Origin of the sequence: Methylomonas sp., from assembly GCF_023228165.1 — a bacterium.
In the GTDB taxonomy this organism is placed as follows: domain Bacteria; phylum Pseudomonadota; class Gammaproteobacteria; order Methylococcales; family Methylomonadaceae; genus Methylomonas.
On record NZ_JALOBS010000005.1, the window covers coordinates 73478 to 94076 of the forward strand.

Below are 20599 nucleotides of genomic sequence, written 5' to 3' on the forward strand. Positions count from 1 at the left end.
CTGACAACCTAGCCAGTATTTACACGGCTCGCGAAATGACAGGAAAGCCGCTGCGTGTTATGATTGGAAAGTTTCACTAACTGAAATTTAGAACAACCTCGCAAGCTTGTTGCCGCTTTCGACGACTCTAACACGCGGCAGAGAGAAAAACCATAAACAGCGTTTGCTATAAGGTAATTACCTGGCAACGCAATTAACCAGCAAGACAGGATCTGGATAGCAATGATCAATAACGCCCAGAAAAACAACGCAACACATATGCTTTACGACGCCGATTTATCTCAGGACAGCTGCGGTGTAGGTTTTATCACTCGCAAAGACAGCAAACAGACGCACGCTCTTCTGGTCAAGTCGCACGAAGCCTTGTGCACCATTCCGCATCGCGGCGGCATGAGTGCCGAAGGTATCGGTGACGGCGCGGGCGTAAACATTGACCTGTCTTTAAAGTTTTTCCGAAAAATTACCGGTATCGACAATTTAGAATTAGGCCAATTTGGCGTGGCCAATTTCTTTTTCCCGGAAGATCATGCCCATTACGACTCCACCGCAACGCAGTTAGTGGAAGATCACCTGAAAGAATTCGACCTGCCGGTCATAAAATGGCGCGAGGTACCGGTAGACAAATCAGTGTTAAATGCAGCCGCCGTCAAAGCGCAATTACCGATTAAACAGCTGATTTTCGGCCGTCCCGCCGCTTTAAAAAATGCCAGCCACCACGAATTTGAGCGCCACATCCAAAAAGCTTTACTGACGATTGAAGCGGATGGTTTTAGCCGCCCTGAATTGCAAGGCTTTTACCCGCTGTCCATGAGTTCTCGCACGCAAGTCTATAAAGGCCGCTTAAACTCCTTTGAGGTAATCCCTTATTTCATCGATCTGTACGATACAGACCACGAAATTTGCACGCTGTTTTTCCATACCCGTTTTTCCACCAATACCGCGCCGGCCACCATGATGGCTCAGCCATTCCGTTACATGGCACACAACGGCGAGTTAAACACGGACAAGAAAAACCGTCTCAGCGAAAACGCCATTGCCCGCCAAAACAATAAACATGTGGTTTTCCCATGCGGACAATCCGACTCCGGCCGACTAGACCAAACCCTGACCCGCCGCATCAACGAAGACGAATTGGACATCGTAACCGCTATTTTGGCCATGATGCCGCCGGCTTGGGAAAACGACCCGACCTTGTCTGACGATGTGCGGGCAATGCTGGCGTTCTTCAGCCTATACGAAGAAAAAAATGATGGTCCGGCCGCGTTAATTTTCAATGACGGCATCCGGGTCGGCGCCCGTCTGGATCGTCTGGGTTTACGTCCTTTACGCTCGGTGGAAACCACCGAATATCTGGCCGTCATGTCGGAAGCCGGCCAAATAGACTTTCCACCGGAAGACGTTTTATACCGCGGCCGTATCGAAGCCGGCGGCATGTTGTATTTCGATCACGGCACCGGCCAATCCTACAATAGCCTTCAGGTTTTGGAGCGCCTGGCCAAGGAACATGACTACAAAGCCATGCTGGCCGAGCGCAGCCTGCACCTGAACGATCTACCCAAGGTCGAGCTTGCCGAGATCGGCAACGATCACGAACTGAATATCGATCAGCGCCACACCGCCTATTCCTTGAACCAGGAAAGTTTTAAGTTTTTACTGGACCCCATTCTGCAAACCGGCTTGGAAAAAGTTTCCGCCATGGGCTACGGTTTGGCGCCAAATGCATTGAGCGCGGCGGAAGGCGGCATGTCCCGCTACTTCAGCCAACGCTTTGCGCAAGTAACCAATCCGCCTTTGGATTCGCTGCGCGAAAGCGACGGCATGACCTTGCGGGTAGCCTTGGGCGCCAAACCGACCTTCGCACCCAGCCACAGCAAGCAATTGATGATCGAATCGCCAATCCTGCAGCGCACCCAACTGGAACAGATACGCAGGCAAGTCCAAGTCAAAACCGTCACACTAGACATGCTGTACACGCCGGACTTTGACGATGCCGTGCAAAACGAGAAAGCCATTGAACTGGCGCTTGAAAATGTATGCGAACAAGTCGAACTGGCCGCGCGCGGTAATACCGGTATTATCATTTTGAGCGACGCCAACATCAGCAAAACCAAAGCAGCCATACCTGCGCTGCTGATGGTCGCCGCCGCCAACCAGCATATGGTGAAACACGGCTTACGCTTTAATTCTTCACTGATTATGGAAACCGGCCAAGCCGCCAGCCCGCACGATGTCGCCACTATACTGGGTTTCGGCGCTTCCGCGATCTGCCCACTGAGTATTCATAACCGGGTGATGACCGAATACAGCGACCCCGCCAGCCGACAAAAAGCCTTAAATAACTTCCAAAAAGGCGTGGAAAAATCGCTGATGAAAACCATGGGCAAATTCGGCCTGTGTACAGCGGAAAGTTATATCGGCGGCGAGTTCTTCGAATCCAACTATCTGGATACAGAAGAACCAAAACTACAAGCCTATTTTCCCAACATCAATGCTTCAGTGGGCGGCGTCCGCTATTCGGACATTGCCGCCAGCGCCACCGAATGGCACCACAAAGCCTTGTCCGTCGAAGACGAAAACGATATTCCGTTCCTGGGGTTGTTCAAAGAGCGTCAGGAAGGCGCCGGCCATACCTTTGGCAACACTGCGGTACGCGAATATATCAACATGACCGATGAGCCCATTTTGTACATTCCGCGGGAGCAAGCCGCCGAAGCCAGCGACACGGCTTATTTGGACTTCGGTTACGAAAAACGCACCCCCGAACAAATCGACGCGTTCGGCATTACCCCGGCTTACCGCAGCTTTAGCCGCAATCTGGCCCAGGAGCGGGCCAACCGCCCGGCCGCGCTACGTGATGTAATGGACTTCCCGATCGATATTACCGCCGCCAACAGCAAAGCCGATTTTGACCGTCTGCTGGGCAGCCAGAATTTAATCGGTAACAACAATTTTGTGATTCGCGGCTTAAACGCCGAGAAAAGCAATGGCGTTGTTTTTACGCTAAGCCTGACCAACGACAACCGCAAAGCCCGCCTGGAACAATTGGCCGAGCATTTCAAAGCACGCTTTGCCGGTTACGATTTCGGTTTAACCGTAGAAAATACCAGCATCAGTCTGCGCGTCAACGATAGCGATAGCGTCGTTTACCACTATCTGAACAACCTGCGCACGGCCCGCAGCGCTATTACCCTGGACAAGGTGCAACCTGCGCACGAAATCACCTCCACCTTTGCCTCCGGTGCAATGAGCCACGGGGCTTTATTAGCGGAAGCACATGAAGCCGTGGCGCAAGGCACCAACATTGCCGGCGCGAAAAGCAACTCCGGCGAAGGCGGTGAGCATTCCAGCCGTTTTGGTACGCTACGCTCCAGTAAAATCAAACAGTTCGCCTCCGGACGTTTCGGGGTCTGGGCTGGCTATCTGGCCGATCCGACCATTGAAGAAATCGAGATCAAAATCGGCCAAGGCGCAAAACCCGGCGAAGGCGGCCAATTACCCGCACCCAAGGTATCGGTGGAAATCGCCGCCTTGCGCGGCGGTACCCCCAAAGTAGAACTGGTCAGCCCTCCGCCGCATCACGACACCTATTCGATCGAAGATTTGGGTCAATTAATACACGACGCCAAGGCTGCCCGGGTCAAAGTGGTTGTCAAACTGGTCTCTTCCGAAGGCATAGGCACCATCGCCGTCGGCGTGGCCAAAGCCGGTGCCGATGTGATTAACGTGGCCGGCAACACCGGTGGTACCGGCGCGGCCGCGGTAACCAGTTTGAAAAACACCGGCCGTTCACCCGAAATCGGCATCGCCGAGGTACACCAGGCATTAGCGGCAAACGGTTTGCGTGAAAAAATCGTATTACGCTGTAGTGCCGCGCACCAGAACGGTGTCGACGTGGTCAAATCCGCCATACTCGGCGGCGACTCCTTCGAATTCGGCACCACAGCGCTGATGATGCTGCGCTGCGTGATGGCGAAAAACTGCAACATCCGCTGCCCAGCCGGCTTGACCACCGCCCATGAAGAATTCAAAGGCGATCCGCGGGTACTGGCGCAGTTTTTCATGAACCTGGCCCAAGAAGTACGCGAAATTTTGGCCAACCTCGGTTACGCCAGTTTGCGGGACATTCGCGGTCAAACTGAATTGCTGCATTTAATCAACCACTCCAGCATGGTCGGTCAAATTCACTTACATAAACTACTGGCGGAAATCCAGGAAATTAAAATTGAAAAACCGATTTATCTGGAAAAAGATTTTACCATCGACGACAAAATTTTTGCCCAAGTCAAAACGGCCCTATTCGAACAAGGTCAAAAGCAGGTAATCGTTGAAGGAGACGAGTTCAAGCTGAACAACCGCAACAAAACGGTAGGCGGGCAAACCGCTATCGACATTGAGCGTTTGTTGCAATATGGACTGAGTGCCGACCAACTCGCCGCGTCAAAAATTATCTATACTAACCAGCATGGCCGCCGCTATCTGGCCGATGACACCATCATCGTCCGTACCCACGGCTCGGCGGGGCAAAGTTATGCGGCGTTCAACAACGACGGCATGCGCATGGAACACACCGGCACCTGTAACGACGGCGTGGGTAAAACCGCTTGCGGCGGCACTATCGTCATCAAATCGCCAGGCGGCGGCTCGGATAAACCCGGCGAAAACGTACTGATCGGCAACTTCGCTCTGTTCGGTGCTTCCGGCGGCAGAACGTTTATCAATGGCGAGGCCGGCGACCGCTTTGCGGTGCGCAACTCCGGCGCCATGGCTGTGGTGGAAGGCGTCGGCGACTTCGGTTGCGAATATATGATCAACGGCGCGGTTTTGAATCTGGGCGGCTTCGGTAAAGGCTTCTGCACCGGCATGTCCGGCGGCAATGCCTACCAGTACGACCCGGAAAACCGCTTGCAGGACTTGTACGACAAAACCTCCGTCAGTATTCACAGCCTCGCCGATGGTAGCGATGCAGCCGCCAGCCATGAACAATTCATTCTGTACATGCTGGAGCAACACATCGAACACACCGGCTCGAAAAAAGCCAAGGCCATTTTGGGTAACTGGCCGGAAGAGCGCCAGCATTTTAAATTCGCACTGCCGTTGTGGTTGAACAGAACTCAAACAGCGGAATTCCTCAGCCAATCCATGGACCGCAAAGCCATGATCGAGGAATTGTCAGTGGCTTACGCACAGAAACAAATCGAGCTGATCAAACAGGCTTATAAAAACAACGCCACGTTATTTAACGGCGCCATCCCCGGCTATGGCAACGTCGACAACGAATTGACCCTAAAGCTGATCAACAGCTATGCCGTTATCGACAAGGCGCAGCAAATTGCCAAGGATCAACTGAACAAGGCCGGTCAACCGCTGACTGAAGCCCTGATCGACAAACATGCCCGCATTTTGGTGATGGACAGACCGCGTAAACTGCAGGATGCCTTAATCAAAAACATCCGCGAAGCATATAGTCAATACGACGATGGACAGCTGGCGACCCTGATGGCGGAAAAACGTTTGAACGACTACAAAACCACCCTGATGCTGCGCGACGTGCAAAGTATCTTTTCCATCGGCTCTACTGCCTGGATCATCGAACAGGATAATCTCAACCGCCAGGCTCTGGCCGGTTTACCGTCCATCGATAAAAACCTTGCCAGCCTGGAAAGTATGGCCATAGTCAAGGACATGCTGGAGAACGAAACAGCCTAATAGACTGATTAGGTAGGCGGGATTCAACCCCGCCTACGTTAAATTAAATATTGATCGATCCGAACAGAATCGGCTCAAAATTGGTAAATAAATGAAAGCACCTTTTATCCCATTAAACGCCCCTTACAGTGATAATCAACGCGCCTGGCTGAGCGGATTTTTTGCCGGCATGCACAGCCATATGCTGCATAGCGCCAGCAGCATTAATCAGACCGATGCCCGTATCCTGCATGTTCTCTACGGCAGCCAGACCGGCAATTCCGAATCTCTGGCCAACGATGCCGCGGCCAGCGCCAAAAGCCACGGACTACAACCCGTCGTAAAAAGCATGGACGAAGTGGAACTTAGCCAATTGGCTAATATGGAATATTTGCTGATCATCACCAGTACTTACGGCGAGGGCGCTATGCCGGATAATGCCGAAATGCTTTGGGAAGCCGCCAGCAGTGACGACGCTCCACGCCTGGAAAATCTTAAATATGCGGTGCTGGCCTTGGGCGATACCAGCTACGATCTGTTCTGCCAGGCCGGCATAGACTGGGATAACCGCTTGGAAGAATTAGGCGGCAAACGCCTGTTCGAGCGAGTCGATTGCGATGTCGATTTCGAAACGCCGGCGGAAAAATGGCTCAGCGAAGTGATTCCGTTGATGGCGGAAGGCGCTGCTACCGTAGCAGTGGTCGATACGGAAACCCACGCCGCAAAATCGGCTTACAACCGGAAAAATCCGTTCCCGGCCAAACTGAGCGTCAACCGCATTGTTACGGCACTGGATTCATCCAAGGAAACCCGTCATTTCGAAATCTCCATAGCCGGTTCCGGGCTGAGTTATGAAGCTGGGGATGCCATGTGCGTGATCCCCACCAACTGTCCGGAGCTGGTCGCCGACATGTTAAAGGCCTTGGGCTGCAGCGGAACCGAAGAAGAGCCGGTCAACGGCGAATTGATGAAACTCTCGGAAGCCTTGCGCACGCATTTTGAAATCAAGCTGCCCAGTAAAGAGTTACTTGAAGAAATCGCCAAGCGCTCGGGCGATCACGATCTAAACGCCTTACTGAGCGCGGGCGACAAAGACAAACTGAATGATTATTTGTGGGGACGCGATACCCTGGACTTGCTATTGCAATTTCCCGGCGTCGAATTTTCCGCTGCCGAGTTTTTGCGCTTGCTCAAACCCTTGCAGCACCGCGCCTACTCGATCTCGTCCAGCGGCAAAAAATATCCGGATAGTGTGCATTTGACCATAGCCAGCGTCCGTTACCAAGCCCATGGCCGTCAGCATAAAGGCGTATGCTCGACCTATCTGGCGGATTTGGCCGGCGCTGACGGTGAAGTAAAGATTTTCTTCACCCCCAATCACAATTTCCGGGTACCCAACGACGACAGCCTGCCGATGATCATGGTCGGTCCCGGCACCGGTATTGCGCCGTTCCGTGCCTTCCTGCAGGAACGCGAATTCCGCAACGCCGCCGGCAAAAACTGGTTGTTCTTCGGCGACCGTAACGCCGCTACCGACTTTATATATCGGGAAGAAATTTTAGCCATGCAAGCCAGCGGCCTGCTGACCAAATTGGATTTGGCCTTTTCCCGCGACCAAGCGGAAAAAATTTACGTGCAAGACCGCATGTTGGAAAACGGCGCGGAATTATATGCTTGGCTGGAACAAGGCGGGTACTTCTTCGTCTGCGGCGACGCATATCGCATGGCCAAAGATGTCGATCAAGCCTTGCACGATGTAGTCCGCATACACGGCAACAAAACAGTCACCGAAGCCGTCGACTACGTCAATCAGCTGAAAAAAGACAAACGTTATGTCAGAGATGTTTATTAAATTCCGACATCGCTAAACCGCTTGAACAAAAAGCCCGCGCACCGAAAGGATGCGAGGGCTTTTTTGCATACAAACCTTATAGGGATCGATCAGAGTCTGCGGCAATTATCATGGTTTTCGTTTAAGCATATCAATTGAGGACGAAAAACCGGCTATCCCGGCGAACGCTCGCCGTTCGGTCCTGTAGCCAACGCCGCAGCGTCATTTTTTGGTTTTGAATCTACCAAACAACCCGCTCAACCCCGAAGCGACTTTTTTTTCCTTGCCGGCCGATTTTTCGGCGTCGTCGTTGGTTTCTTGCACAACGGCTGCGGTCGGTGCTTGCTCGGTTTCTACTTTTTCAGCCTTAGTTGGCGCGGATTTTTTAAAACCGCCAAACAAGCCGGATAATTTATCGTTTATACCTTTATCTTGTTGAATCTTTTTAGCGGGTTCAACGGTTTCGGTTTTTTCCACGACCTCGGCGGCGGCCCGCGGCTCCAAGACGTCGGTTTTTTCAGGTTCCGGCTCTGTAGTGACTTTGCTCGGGCTGCCCAGTTTTTCATCCATTTTGCTGATTTTGTCCATGGCTCTGCCAAACAGACCTTTCATTTTATTACCCGCCGCCGGTTTGGCTTTTTTCACGGTTGGAGCTTTTGCGCTAGCAGCAACTGGTTCTGAAGCAGCGGCTTGCGGTTTTGGCGTGATGAGAGCTGGCTCTGGTTTAACTTCTGACTCAATCGGTGCGGTTTCAGGTAGTTTTTCAGCGACTTCCGTTGGTTTAATCGGCTCGGCTGTTTGTTCAATGACTGCGTGGATAGGCGCATGAGTGACTACGGCCGCCGCTGCCGGCTTTTCATACGCCTGCTGACGCAGCGCTTCCGCATGCCGATTCTGCAGCTCTAACGCCAGTTGCAGCTTGTCCTGTTCCAGCTGTTTTTGTGCCGCTTCGTATTTTTCGACGGCTAATTCCAATTTGGCTAATTGCTGGGTTTGGCTGTCCAAACGATTTTCCAGACTGCTGATCAACATTTCCTTTTCGGCCAATTTTGCGGTTTCGGCATGCATGCTTAATTGCAGCTGGGTTTTGGCCTGTTGCTCATTCTGGAAGCGGTCGGCAACTCGGGCAATCACGGCTTCGTATTCAGGCAACAGATTTTCCGCATCGGCTACCGGCAAGTTATGCAGGTTCAGCTCAAAACAATCCACCAAGTTGACCAAACTACCGGCTAATTGCTGATTGCTTTTGTTCAAACGTAACTCGATATTTGCAGCCCGGTGCGACTCGGCCTGCGCTGCTTGCTCGGCAGCCAGCTTGAGTTCCGTAGCTTCGGTTAACTGCTGCCGCAGGGCTTCAAGTTGTTGCTTGGCTTCATCCAAGCCGGCCTGTGTTTCTTGTTTGGCTTTTAAGATTGTAGCCGCGCCTCTTTTTAAAAATCCAATCCGAATGCTGTAAAAAATGGCGGTAAGCAACCACACGGAAATCGCAAGACAAAGGGCATATTCCTGGTTATGCAGAGTCAATTGATACCACTGTTGCAGCAGCTCTTTAAAATAGGGCACAAGATTTTGCACGGTTTCCATTACAGGTTCCTGTTTTATAATTATTCGGAAAATCGGATCTTCAAAAAAGACGACGCTAAAAAGCGCATTATATAACGACCAGCTTATATTTCGTTGAGTAACGACAACTCGCCGGGGTGCGGTGTCAGGTAAAAAGACTCGTCTATAAACGCATCCGGCTGTTTACGAAAATGATGCCGCAACAAAGTCAACGGTACAATCAACGGCACGCTACCTTGACGGTAGGTTTCGATAGTATTCGCCAACTCCTGCTTATCGTCGCTATCGATGGTGCGCTTTAAATAACCCTGAATATGTTGCAACACATTCACATGGTTACCCCTGGTCGCGACAATCTTAAGGCAGGCCATTAATTCGACAATATACCGTTGAGCAATTTCATCGATATTATCGGCCCGCGCTTCGGCAATCAACCGTCCCAATTCCCTGGCCCTATTTTGCTCATGGCTCATGGCGATCAATTTATGCCGGCTATGGAAACGCATCAAGCCGTGCACGGTTAAAGGACTTTGGCACAATTGCCGCCAACGGTGGCGAACAAAGACCCGTTGGATAAAGTTTTCCCGTAAACCGGGATCGCCTAACCGGCCTTCTTCCTCAATGGGTAGGGTTGGAAAATGTTGTTGCAGATAATCGGCAAACACCCCCACTCCGCTACGGGCCGGAATCTGGTTTTTATAGACTTTGACCCGTTCCATGCCGCAACTGGGCGAGTCCTTCTTTAGAATATAACCGCATAAACCCATCAGCCATTCGCGCTGTCTTTCTCCCACGTCCCGCAACGCTTCCGTGACATCCAGACTATGGTCCTTAACGCCTACCACCCTGATATGCGGGCCTATTTCCCGCAATTGCACCGCCGGGCGAGGCACACCCAGACCGGCTTCCACTTCGGGACAAAAGGCCCTGAACTGGAAATATTGACCAAGTGTGCGTTCAATATAACTGTGATATTTGTGCGCGCCATCGTAGCGGACTAAATTGCCCAACAAACAACTGCTAATGCCTACTAATATACTGTCCATATTGGTGTTTACGGTCGAGGTTGCAAATAAATTAAATCCTCGGTCGGAAAACCCAGGGTTCGGGCTTGTTGTACCAAGGCCCGCAAAACAGAGTTATCCAGCTTGGGGGTGCGCGCCAGGATCCACAGATATTCGGTAGTGGGTCCGGCAATCATCACATACTGATAAGCCGCTTTATCCAGTGCCATGATGTTATAGGCGCCATAAAACGGCCCGAAAAACGACACTTTCAAGCGCCCAACTTGCGGACTGTCGATGAAATAAGCTTTACCTTCAGCCATTTGCCGTTGCTGCTCTTCGGCATTGTATCCGCTGTTAATCACCTTTACGCCGCCATCTTCGCGCAAACTGTATTCAGCGGTTACCTGGGACAAGCCCCGTTCAAAACTGTGATCCAGCCGGGCGATTTCATGCCAGGTGCCCAGATAGCGGTTCAGTTCAAATCCCGTTACCGGCTTGACTCCCGCGGGTATGCCGGTGCAAGCCGTGAAACTCAACGCCAAAAGAAAACATAAAAAATACCGCATAAATACGCCTATGGTTGTTGGCCGGCTTGCTGAAACAAGATCTTGGCCTGTTGGCTGCGTATGCCGTGCGCCACTATCGGCGGTGGATAACTGCCGGCCAACGGTTTTTGGTAGCCATTATGGATCGCTGCCGGCGTATGGTCTTTTAACACCGGCAACCAGTGTTTGATATACACGCAATCGGGATCGAATTTTTTTTGCTGCAGCCAGGGATTGAAAATTCGGAAGTAAGGTTGGGCATCGCAACCGGTGGATGCCGCCCATTGCCAGTTACCGTTATTCAGACAGGGGTCGTAATCCAGCAACTGGCGGGCAAAATAACCTTCACCCCATTGCCAATCAATATGCAAATCCTTCACCAAAAATGAGGCGACGATCATGCGCACCCGATTATGCATACCGCCGGTCTGGTTTAACTGCCGCATCCCGGCATCGACAATGGGGAAACCGGTCCGCCCTTCGGCCCAGGCCTGGAATTCCTCTCTGTCGTTGCGCCAGACTATCCGGTCGTAGCGTTGATGGAAGCCATGTCCGAAAACTCGCGGAAAGTAAAAGGCAATGTGGGTAAAAAAATCCCGCCAATACAATTGCCGTAACAAAGGATGTTCGGTTCCCAGCTTTTCCACCACCGCATAATAGGCTTCCCGGACCGAGCAACAGCCGAACTTGAGATAGGCCGACAAATTGCTGCCGGCCGACAGCGCAGGATAATCGCGTTGTCGACTGTAGTCCCTGCAATCCGCCAGGCTTTCCAGCTTTTGCAATGCGGCTTGCCGACCGCCAAGCAACGCATGGTGATGGGCTTGCTGCAATTGCGAAACCAGATCGGCGTGGTGTTCGCCATCAAGCAATTGTCCTTCAGCCAAGCCTTGCGGCAGACCGACCGGATGCAAGCGGGACCTGTTATAAAAGGCTGTGAATACCTGATAAGCTGAACCATCGCTTTTCAGGCAAGTTTCCGGCTCATTTAGCAACGCGTCGGCACAACTATAAAAATCCAGCCCCTGCTTCTCGCAAAATGTTTGCAACTCGGCGTCGCGCCGGCGGCTGAAGGGGGTGAAATCGCGATTGACAAATACCGCATCGAAAACCTGTTCACGTTGCAAGCGGCTGATAATCTGTTCGGGTTGCCCATGATATAAACCGAGTTGACGCTGGTGGGCCTGAAACTGCTGCTGCAAGTCTTGCAAGGCCTCCAGCATAAATTGCAACCCCGGTCGACTTTGATAGGGATGCGGTTCGATCTGGCGCGGGTCGAAAATAAAACAAGCCAACACCTGCTCGGACTGTTGCAAGGCGGCATTCAATCCGGAATTGTCGTATAAACGTAGATCGCGACGAAAAATAAACAGGGATTTTGCAAAGCGTTTCTTCATACCGGGTTAAAAGCAATCGCCCCAGTGAATGATCATTTGCTGACAGTTAAACAGAATATTAGGGTAATGCTGGTAAATCACCCAGCGAAAGGCCAAATCGCAATAAGCAGCCACCGTCATCCAGCGCGCCACACTGGGCCAAATACGGCTGGAGCTGTTTTTGGAACAACGCCATACCGCTCCCGTCCAGTAAATAAGCGGCATGGCTATAATGATATGCATGGTTACCCAACTGGCCACCGTGAATGTACCTTCCTGAACACGATAATCGATATACCACAATATACCGTTAAAAAAAATAAAGAAAGGCCAGAATGCGTCCTTTAATTTCAAACAGCCCAACCAACTCCACTGTAAATAAAAATACAAGGTGGGCGGGGTGCGTTCTTCCCATTCCGGTAAGGGTTCAGGTGTGATGGTGTAGATCAGCACGGCAAACGCCAAACCCAACAGTAGCGCTTCGTACCAGGCAATGAATGAGGTAAAGGCAAATAATAAAGATAGGCTATCGATAAGCATGATTGATTATTGGATGGGGAACAGAAGATTGCGCAAGGCTGAGTCGAGTTGGGTAAATTGAAAGGAATAACCTTTATCCAAAAGCCGTTGAGGAATCACACGCTGGCTACCCAAAACCAGGGCGGCCATTTCGCCCAGCAATAGCTTTAGCGCGAATTCCGGCATGGGCAGCAATAGAGGGCGGTTTAAAACCCCCGCCAAATTTTCGCTGAACTCTCTATTCGTAACCGGAATCGGCGCCGTAGCATTATAGGGTCCCCGCATATTGGGATTGCCTATCATGGCTTGCGCAATTTCCAGCCAGTCTTGCAGATGTACCCAAGACATCCATTGCCCGCCCTGTCCTAGCCGACCGCCCAAACCAAGCCGAAACGGCAGCAACATGCGTTTCAGTAATCCGCCACCCTGCCCCAAGACCAGCCCGGTACGTATCAAACAAACCCGCGTACCACTGGCTTCCGCCTGCAGTGCGGACTGCTCCCAATCAGCACATAATTGCTGAGAGAAGTCGACCCGCGGCAGGCTTTGTTCGGTCAGCAATTCATCGCCCTGATCGCCATAAAAACCGATGGCGGAACCGCTAATCAATACATCCGGCGGGCTATTAGACGAGTTAATCCAGTTGACCAGTTGCCGGGTAAAATCGATACGGCTTTTACGCAATACCTGCTTGCGCGCATCGTTCCAGCGTTGATCGAAAATTCCCGCACCGGCCAAATTGATCACGGCTTTATAGCTGGAAGCGTCGGGCAAGTCTTCGATCCGTGTGATGGCCGGCACCTGATGGTGAAAAGCTCGCTGCACTTTGTCGGCACTGCGGCTGAAAATCGTTACAGGTTGATTTTCCTGTAACCATTTATAAGTCAAGGCGCTACCCAAAAAACCAGTACCGCCGGTAATTAAAATGGATTTATTTGGCATCTGCGTGCTCCGGTAAATCTTGATTCAAAATTATTCGTTATCTTCAAGCGAAATCGGCCTACCCTTTGGGAGCATCAACTTGGCCAATTGCCGGTTTTTAAGCCTAACCAGCACTCTGAAGCCCAACAAAAATGAAATGATGGTCAGATAAAATAAGGGCTGAAACAAATTACCTTTCAGTTGCCAGAAATAATGAATAACGGCTGCTCCGGCGGCATAATAAATAAGCCGATGCAGTTTTTTCCAATTTTTACCCAAGCGTTTTTTAGCGGATTTGGGTGAAGTAATCGCCAGCATTAAGACAATAACATAAGCGATTACGCCGAACCAGATATACGAACTCTCGATAATATCGATTCCTATCACCCGCCATGCGCCGGCATGATCGACAAATAAATAGCCGAATACATGTAAGGTGGCGTAAAAAAATGCATATAACCCTAGCATTTGCCGATATTCAGCCATCCCCCGCCATTTGGTCATCGTTTGAATCGGCGTAACGGCCAGCGTAAGGCAGAGAAAACGCAAAGACCAATCTCCCAGGCGAATATGAATGGCCTGAATCGGATTTGAGCCTAAATTATTGGTGACAATATCCAATAGCAAACCGAATAGGGGCAGCAAACAACCTATTGAAATAACGATCCATGCATTATTGATACGAAACCACATCAGTAAAAATGCCGTAAGTCCATGTCACTATATAAAGAAGCGACTTGCTCGCCATAGCCGTTATAAAGTTCCGTCTGACGACGCGGCGTAAAAAACCTACTACCCAATCGTCGCTCGCTAAATTGACTCCAGCGCGGGTGAGGTACCGACGGATTGACATTGGCATAAAACCCATATTCGTTGGGCGCGAATGCGTGCCAGGTGGTCATGGGCGCTCGGTTTAACAATTCGATTTTAACGATGGCCTTGATGCTTTTAAAACCGTATTTCCAGGGCACCACCAAACGTAAAGCCGCCCCGTTTTGTTTGGGTAACGCATCGCCATACATGCCGACAGCTAAAATCGTCAGCGGATGAACGGCCTCGTCAATGCGTAATGCTTCCACATATGGCCAATCCAGCATGGCATTGATACGCTGCTTAGGCATGTTCTCCGGGTCATATATAGAGGTAAACTTGACAAACTTGGCTTTGGACAACGGTTTGAGCCTTTTAATCAGATCGACCAGTGGAAACCCAATCCACGGAATGACCATGGACCAGGCCTCGACACAGCGAAAACGGTAAACGTATTCCTGTAAAGTTTGCCGTCCCAGAATATCTTCCAACTGATAATGGCCCGGTTTTTCTACTTCCCCGCTGATTTCGATAGTCCAGTTGTCTGTGTGAAGACTTTGCGCCAATTCAGTGGAGTCCTGTTTATTAAAAGAAAACTCATAGTAATTTGTGTAGTTTTTAACTAATTCCGGCGGGGTAATTAAGCCTATATCGGTAGAATGTTTACTCTTCGTTAATGCCGGCCAACGTAATTGAGGGACAGTATTAGCCGAAACCGACCCAATAGCAGCAGGAAGCAAAGTACCCGCCAACAGGGCCTTGATAATGTTCCGCCGCTGTTGAAATACTAATGGATCTGTAATTTCACTCGCAGGGATAGCTTTATTTGTTTTTATAATCATCCTAAATCACCTGCAGGTTGGAGCCGGGCCAAACAATGCCAGCGTGAAGTTATTTTTTGCCTTTAGGTATCAATCCTAACAACTGTTTAAACTTGCGTTCGGTTATAAAGGCCAACGAAAACAATTGAATAAAATTTTCAGCCTCAATTAAATCCAAACCGATATTGACGGGTACTAATTCCTTACGAGTACCAAAGATACGATCCCAAACAGCTAAAACAATACCGTAATTACTATCATGTTCTATACGTAAAGTGGAATGATGAGTGCGGTGCAAACAAGGTGTAATAATATAATTTGATATCAATTGTTCATTTGGAACACGAATATTGGCATGATGAAAAAATATGAAAAACAGCTCTATAATTTCAATTGACAATACTAAATAAGCATCGACACCAATAACGATAACGAACAGGCATTTGTAGGCTATTTCAAGCAAAAGATCAAATACATGAAAACGAAAACCCGTGGATACGTTAAAGCTTTTATCGCTATGGTGCACTTTATGAAAACGCCATAACCATTCATATTTATGGCTGGCAACATGCCAAGCATAAATAGCCAAGTCAAAGAGAGCAAAAGCCAACAACCATTTTAAAGGTCCGTTCTGCAAACCGCTTAACAAGCCTATAGACGAAAACTGCTGCGCCACTAAAAATAAGGAAGAAGCTCTTAATATCGTTAAAATAATATTATTGACTAAAAATGCAGTAGTATTGGTAACAATAGATTTCTTATAAACTTTTTTAGTAAAGTATCTATAAGGTTTAAACTTTTCGATAACCAGTAATGTCACAAATGCCAATATGGCCAACCCAAATAAAGCACCGGTGACTGCCATATCAGCATTTCCAGCGTGTTCCAAAGCCCCCATAACCCCACCCCTATTAAATCCAATAACTATTATTCTTATTCACTATTCGGCGCAAAGCACAACAGGTCTCCCCGCGAACGACCTCGTGCCGTCCCACCTGCTTCCATGCAGGGAAGTAGGAAAATAGAAATCAAGGGAAACGCTTATTTTGCCCCTTCATCCCAGCCTTCTCCCGCCGGAAGAAGGGGCGAACTGCCTCGCCGACCAGTTACTGTTCTTTCTTTTGATCAGCACTTAATAATTCGGTCAACGCCTTTATTTCATTCTTAGCGTCAACTTGCTGAGTAATATCGTACTGCACGCCCAAGTAATAAATAACGCGCTGCTTTTTATCAAACAAAGGAATTACTTTTAAATGGTTATGAAACAATGTGCCATCCTTTTTGTAATTACGCAAGGTCACTTCAACGCCCTGCTGGTTATTCATAGCTTCGGCAATTTGATAACGCGCAACTTGCTCTCTGTCCTCGCCTTGTAAAAATCGGCAATTATGACCAACGATTTCCTCTTGAGAATAACCGGTCAGGCGCTCAAATGCTTTATTGGCATATATTATCGGCGCATCCTCCAAATCGGGATCAGCCAAAGTGACGCCATTAACACATTCATCCAAAATCGCGGACAACACTTGAGGGATAATGCCCGAGTCTTTATCAACAATAAAATTCATGCTCGCACTCCAAAATCAGTCTGTATTTATAATTATCAATTTCACTCAACGGCAATTAATTTTTTTATATTCTCAACGGTATTCTCGGCTCCGTCTTCAATGGCATAACGAATTAGCTTTTCAAAAGGCCGCATGAAAATATCCAATTCCAACAATTCAAATCGAAAAGTCAACCGAGTAGGTTTCCTTTGCTCATTAGCATTTAATATATAACTATGTTTATAAGGCTGATCCAATCCTTTTAAAATTAACTTATCAAACGGACTAAAATCTGTAATAGCGAATGTCGATTCAATTTCAGCATCATTATCCACGCGCACTTGTTTTGCTTTTGCACCAACAAATACCTTATTACCATCCAATGGTTCAAATTTCACCACTTCGACGGCCCATTTCGGATAATTATTGAAAAATTGCTCTCCCACATAAGCAAACACATCGCAGAGAGGCTTATCAATTTCTATAGTTGCCTCGCCAACAACAGGCTTAGTTGAATCAAACGGTAACTTCAAACGCATAACAATCCCCTATATAAAGTTGAATTGTTTCAACTCGAGCAATATAAATTTTGAAAAATTTCGGCAGTCATTGTAGGCCAATATATTAAGGTATAAATAAAATCCTGCAAGTTACTCAATTTGTCTTTTCTTTTTTATCCAATAACCAGTAGGTTACTCCCAAGGCGAATACCGCGGCGGCACTGGCATAAATATAATGTGGTTCTAAATATTTAAAATCAAAAACGATCACTTTTCTGGATATAGCCATCAACGCGGTAGCCACTACCAGTTTTACGGGAATCACATCACTACGCAAATACAAACTAATGTTTAAATAAATTTCTATTGCAATAAGTACCAATAAAAACGCACTAAACGTCGACAATAAATCCGTTATGCTCAAAACCAAATATGGAGGCGTGGCAAGCTTTTGATACAACACAAAAATCACTTGAAACACACCAAGAAAAATTACCATTACCATTAAGCCGGCTAAAATAGTTACCGCAAAACGAATAGCTTTGTGAAACGACTTGAGAATATCACCCTGCTCATCATCAACCGGTAATTCTTCATGTGATTTACGTTTTTGATAGGCGCCTTTAAAATGCGTCATCAATGTGCCCAGCAACCTTTGATTCAGTTCGCTATGAGGAGAACCACCGCCCTCGCTGAAGAAACTATTCACTCCTTCAATATTCAGACCGGCCAACTGGGACATATCCAGCTCTTCAAAGCCCATGCTCCAATCTGGAAATTGCCGTTCACTTATGTATTTTCGTTCTAGTTCAATTATATTTTTATGGCGTGGATCCCGTTTGAGTTTTAGAAAAGCTTTATTAACCTCTTCTTCCTTACCTTCCAAAACCTGCACAAAACACTCATTAAAGTACAACAGAACGCCGGTGATGCCGGAAGCTGAATTACAGCGCCGACACTGCCTCAGGAGCGACATTAAATCATCGGTAGAAAAAGGTTTTACTGCATGACTGATGTAAACTAACCGGATCATAACCCTGCTCCCAAAGCCCTTACGTCAGGCGCCACTAACTGCCTTTTTTTCTAAAAACACAAATCCCACCATACAGTAAGTGGGATAAGCCGGCATATAAAAACACTTGTTGATAGTTTTCATCAATTTCAACCTGATTGACCGCGGCATAATATTCCAGAGATAAAATCAGTATCAAAAAAAAGGCGCCTAAGGCCACAATAGCAGCATAATTACTGCTCATTTGATAGAAACCATAGACTGCAATTTGCACTAAACAAAGATATATCAATATCAATCGCAAATTATTTGCCAACGGCCCGTATAAATCGCTAGTATTTTCAAAAAAAAATTCGCTACCGGTCAAAGACAATACACTGGCCAGCAAAATTAAAATAACGGAGGCATTAAAATTAACCTGTAAAACGATCTGCAAAATGGTTAAGGGAGCGAAAGATACTGAACGGGTATTCATGGCTGATACCTCTTATTTGAAAAAAATACCCTCCCTGAGTACTGCAATGGGAGGGTATATAGAGGAGGACGGTTATGAGGTCGTGACAGGTTCTTCAGAAATTGATTCCGCTTGGCCATCATCAAGCTCATATTCAGTTACAAGCGGCTCGGGCTCGGGTTCCGGCTCGGGTGGCGCTATGGTTTTGCCCTGCAATAACTCATCGATCTGATATTTATCGATGGTTTCCCAATCCAGTAGCGCATGCGCCATGTTATGGAGAATTTCGATATTGTCTTTCAGGATGGTTTCTGCACGGTTGTAATTGCTATCAATCACTGCACGAATTTCTTCGTCGATGGTTTCCGCCATTTTTTGCGACATTGGCTTGGATTGCGGCCCCATGTAGCCGCCTTCGTTATCACCATAATCCATTGGCCCCAGCTTGTCGGAAAGACCCCACTTTGTGACCATGTTTCTGGCCAACTGCGTGGCACGCATGATGTCGTTCGAGGCGCCCGTGGTAACCTTGTTCTTACCGTAAATCAAAGCCTCTGCCACCCGACCGCCAAACAAGCTGGCAATTTGACTTTCCAATTTGTCCTTACTGGCGCTGTATTGATCCCGCTCCGGTAAGAACATGGTAATACCGAGCGCCCCACCGCGCGGCATGATGCTGACTTTATAGACCGGGTCGTGTTCAGGCACCATGCGACCGACGATGGCGTGGCCCGCTTCGTGGTAGGCTGTCATCAACAAATCTTCTCGCCTCATTACCATGGTACGTTTTTCCGCGCCCATGATCATTTTGTCGCGGGCTTTGTCCAGATCGTTCATGCTGACCACGCGTTTGCTGTTCCGTGCGGCAAACAAAGCGCCTTCGTTGATCAGATTGGCCAATTCAGCCCCGGAAAATCCTGGGGTGCCGCGGGCCAGATCGGTGATATTCACATCGTCGGCCAAAGGTACCCGTTCGCCGTGTACCTTAAGAATTTGTTCACGGCCCTTGATATCAGGCAAACCGACCTGGACTTGACGATCAAACCGGCCCGGCCTTAACAAGGCTTTGTCGAGCACATCCGCACGGTTGGTGGCGGCAATCACGATAATGCCTTCATTGCCGCTGAAACCGTCCATTTCGACCAACAACTGGTTCAAGGTTTGTTCGCGTTCGTCATTACCGCCACCCACGCCTGCACCACCGCGCTGACGGCCGACTGCATCGATCTCATCAATGAATATGATGCAGGGCGCGCGTTTTTTGGCCTGCTCGAACATGTCTCGTACCCTCGAGGCGCCGACACCCACAAACATTTCCACAAAGTCGGAACCCGATATAGAGAAGAATGGTACCCCTGCTTCACCGGCTATGGCCCGCGCCAGCAAGGTTTTACCGGTACCTGGCGGCCCAACCATCAATACACCGCGGGGAATTTTGCCTCCCAAGGCTTCATATTTGCCGGGGTCTTTCAGGAAATCCACCATTTCAACCACGTCTTCCTTGGCTTCTTCCACCCCGGCAACGTCTTTAAAACGCACCTTGACCTGGTCTTCTTCCATCAATTTGGCGCGGCTTTTACCGAAACCCATTTGTCCGTCACGCCCACCGGCCATCGAGGACTGTTTGCGCATGAAGTAGATCAGCACCGCGATCAATAACAAAGTCGGCGCCCAGGAGATGAGAATATTCATCAGGGTGGATGGCGGTTCCGGTTTTTCGACCTTGATTTTGACACCGTATTCCAACAACTCGTCAATCATGCGCATATCGTTGGGATTATAAGTAGAAAAACGGCTGCCGTTATTGCGCTTACCGTCGACATTATTCCCATCTATGACCACTTCGGTCACCACTTTATTACGCACATCCTCGATAAAATCGGAATAGGAAATTTCGTAATGCGGATCGTATTCGGGCATGTTTCGATTGAATATCGAAGAAACCACTATCCCAATCGCCGCAACAATTACGACAAAAAATAAAATTTTCTTCATGATTAGGTTCTCC

16 protein-coding genes are annotated in these 20599 nt (G+C 48.8%); 2 read left to right on the forward strand and 14 right to left on the reverse strand.

The window, feature by feature from the left end; translation table 11 throughout:
• The first annotated feature begins 222 nt into the window (after positions 1-222).
• Complete coding sequence (locus tag M0R33_RS05235; RefSeq protein ID WP_292566066.1) at positions 223-5706, forward strand: glutamate synthase-related protein; 5484 nt, start codon at positions 223-225, stop codon at positions 5704-5706.
• 91 nt (positions 5707-5797) lie between these two features.
• Positions 5798-7537, forward strand: coding sequence for a flavodoxin domain-containing protein (locus tag M0R33_RS05240; protein WP_292566069.1), 1740 nt, complete (start codon positions 5798-5800; stop codon positions 7535-7537).
• Between the two features lie 201 nt (positions 7538-7738).
• On the opposite strand, the gene M0R33_RS05245 is transcribed toward M0R33_RS05240, so the two are convergent.
• From M0R33_RS05245 to ftsH, 14 genes are all read right to left on the reverse strand, one after another.
• On the reverse strand, positions 7739-9100 hold the full coding sequence (locus M0R33_RS05245; protein WP_292566072.1) for a hypothetical protein: 1362 nt from the start codon (positions 9098-9100) through the stop codon (positions 7739-7741).
• 83 nt (positions 9101-9183) lie between these two features.
• Positions 9184-10125, reverse strand: a complete 942-nt coding sequence (locus tag M0R33_RS05250) for a DUF523 and DUF1722 domain-containing protein (RefSeq protein WP_292566074.1) — start codon at positions 10123-10125, stop codon at positions 9184-9186.
• Positions 10126-10133: 8 nt separating this feature from the next.
• Positions 10134-10652, reverse strand: a complete 519-nt coding sequence (locus tag M0R33_RS05255; protein WP_292566077.1) for a lipocalin family protein — start codon at positions 10650-10652, stop codon at positions 10134-10136.
• 8 nt (positions 10653-10660) lie between these two features.
• Positions 10661-12028 carry a deoxyribodipyrimidine photo-lyase gene (locus M0R33_RS05260; RefSeq protein WP_292566080.1) on the reverse strand — a complete coding sequence of 456 codons (1368 nt, stop codon included), beginning with the start codon at positions 12026-12028 and terminating at the stop codon, positions 10661-10663.
• 6 nt (positions 12029-12034) lie between these two features.
• Entirely contained in the window at positions 12035-12547 is a 513-nt protein-coding gene (locus M0R33_RS05265; protein WP_292566083.1) for a hypothetical protein, read from the reverse strand.
• A 6-nt stretch (positions 12548-12553) separates the two neighbouring features.
• The gene (locus tag M0R33_RS05270; protein WP_292566085.1) at positions 12554-13468 is read right to left on the reverse strand and encodes a TIGR01777 family oxidoreductase; all 915 of its coding nucleotides are present in this window, start codon (positions 13466-13468) and stop codon (positions 12554-12556) included.
• Between the two features lie 30 nt (positions 13469-13498).
• Positions 13499-14092 carry a protein-methionine-sulfoxide reductase heme-binding subunit MsrQ gene (locus M0R33_RS05275; protein ID WP_292566088.1) on the reverse strand — a complete coding sequence of 198 codons (594 nt, stop codon included), beginning with the start codon at positions 14090-14092 and terminating at the stop codon, positions 13499-13501.
• Between the two features lie 47 nt (positions 14093-14139).
• Positions 14140-15099, reverse strand: coding sequence for a protein-methionine-sulfoxide reductase catalytic subunit MsrP (gene msrP, locus M0R33_RS05280; protein ID WP_292566091.1), 960 nt, complete (start codon positions 15097-15099; stop codon positions 14140-14142).
• A 49-nt stretch (positions 15100-15148) separates the two neighbouring features.
• The gene (locus tag M0R33_RS05285) at positions 15149-15976 is read right to left on the reverse strand and encodes a sterol desaturase family protein (protein ID WP_292566093.1); all 828 of its coding nucleotides are present in this window, start codon (positions 15974-15976) and stop codon (positions 15149-15151) included.
• 208 nt (positions 15977-16184) lie between these two features.
• Positions 16185-16646, reverse strand: coding sequence for a PAS domain-containing protein (locus M0R33_RS05290; protein ID WP_292566095.1), 462 nt, complete (start codon positions 16644-16646; stop codon positions 16185-16187).
• Positions 16647-16687: 41 nt separating this feature from the next.
• Complete coding sequence (locus M0R33_RS05295; RefSeq protein WP_292566098.1) at positions 16688-17164, reverse strand: SRPBCC family protein; 477 nt, start codon at positions 17162-17164, stop codon at positions 16688-16690.
• A 115-nt stretch (positions 17165-17279) separates the two neighbouring features.
• The gene (locus M0R33_RS05300) at positions 17280-18158 is read right to left on the reverse strand and encodes a phosphate-starvation-inducible PsiE family protein (protein WP_292566101.1); all 879 of its coding nucleotides are present in this window, start codon (positions 18156-18158) and stop codon (positions 17280-17282) included.
• Positions 18159-18192: 34 nt separating this feature from the next.
• Entirely contained in the window at positions 18193-18612 is a 420-nt protein-coding gene (locus M0R33_RS05305; protein WP_292566103.1) for a hypothetical protein, read from the reverse strand.
• A gap of 72 nt (positions 18613-18684) precedes the next feature.
• Entirely contained in the window at positions 18685-20586 is a 1902-nt protein-coding gene (ftsH, locus tag M0R33_RS05310; RefSeq protein ID WP_292566106.1) for an ATP-dependent zinc metalloprotease FtsH, read from the reverse strand.
• Between the last annotated feature and the right edge of the window lie 13 nt (positions 20587-20599).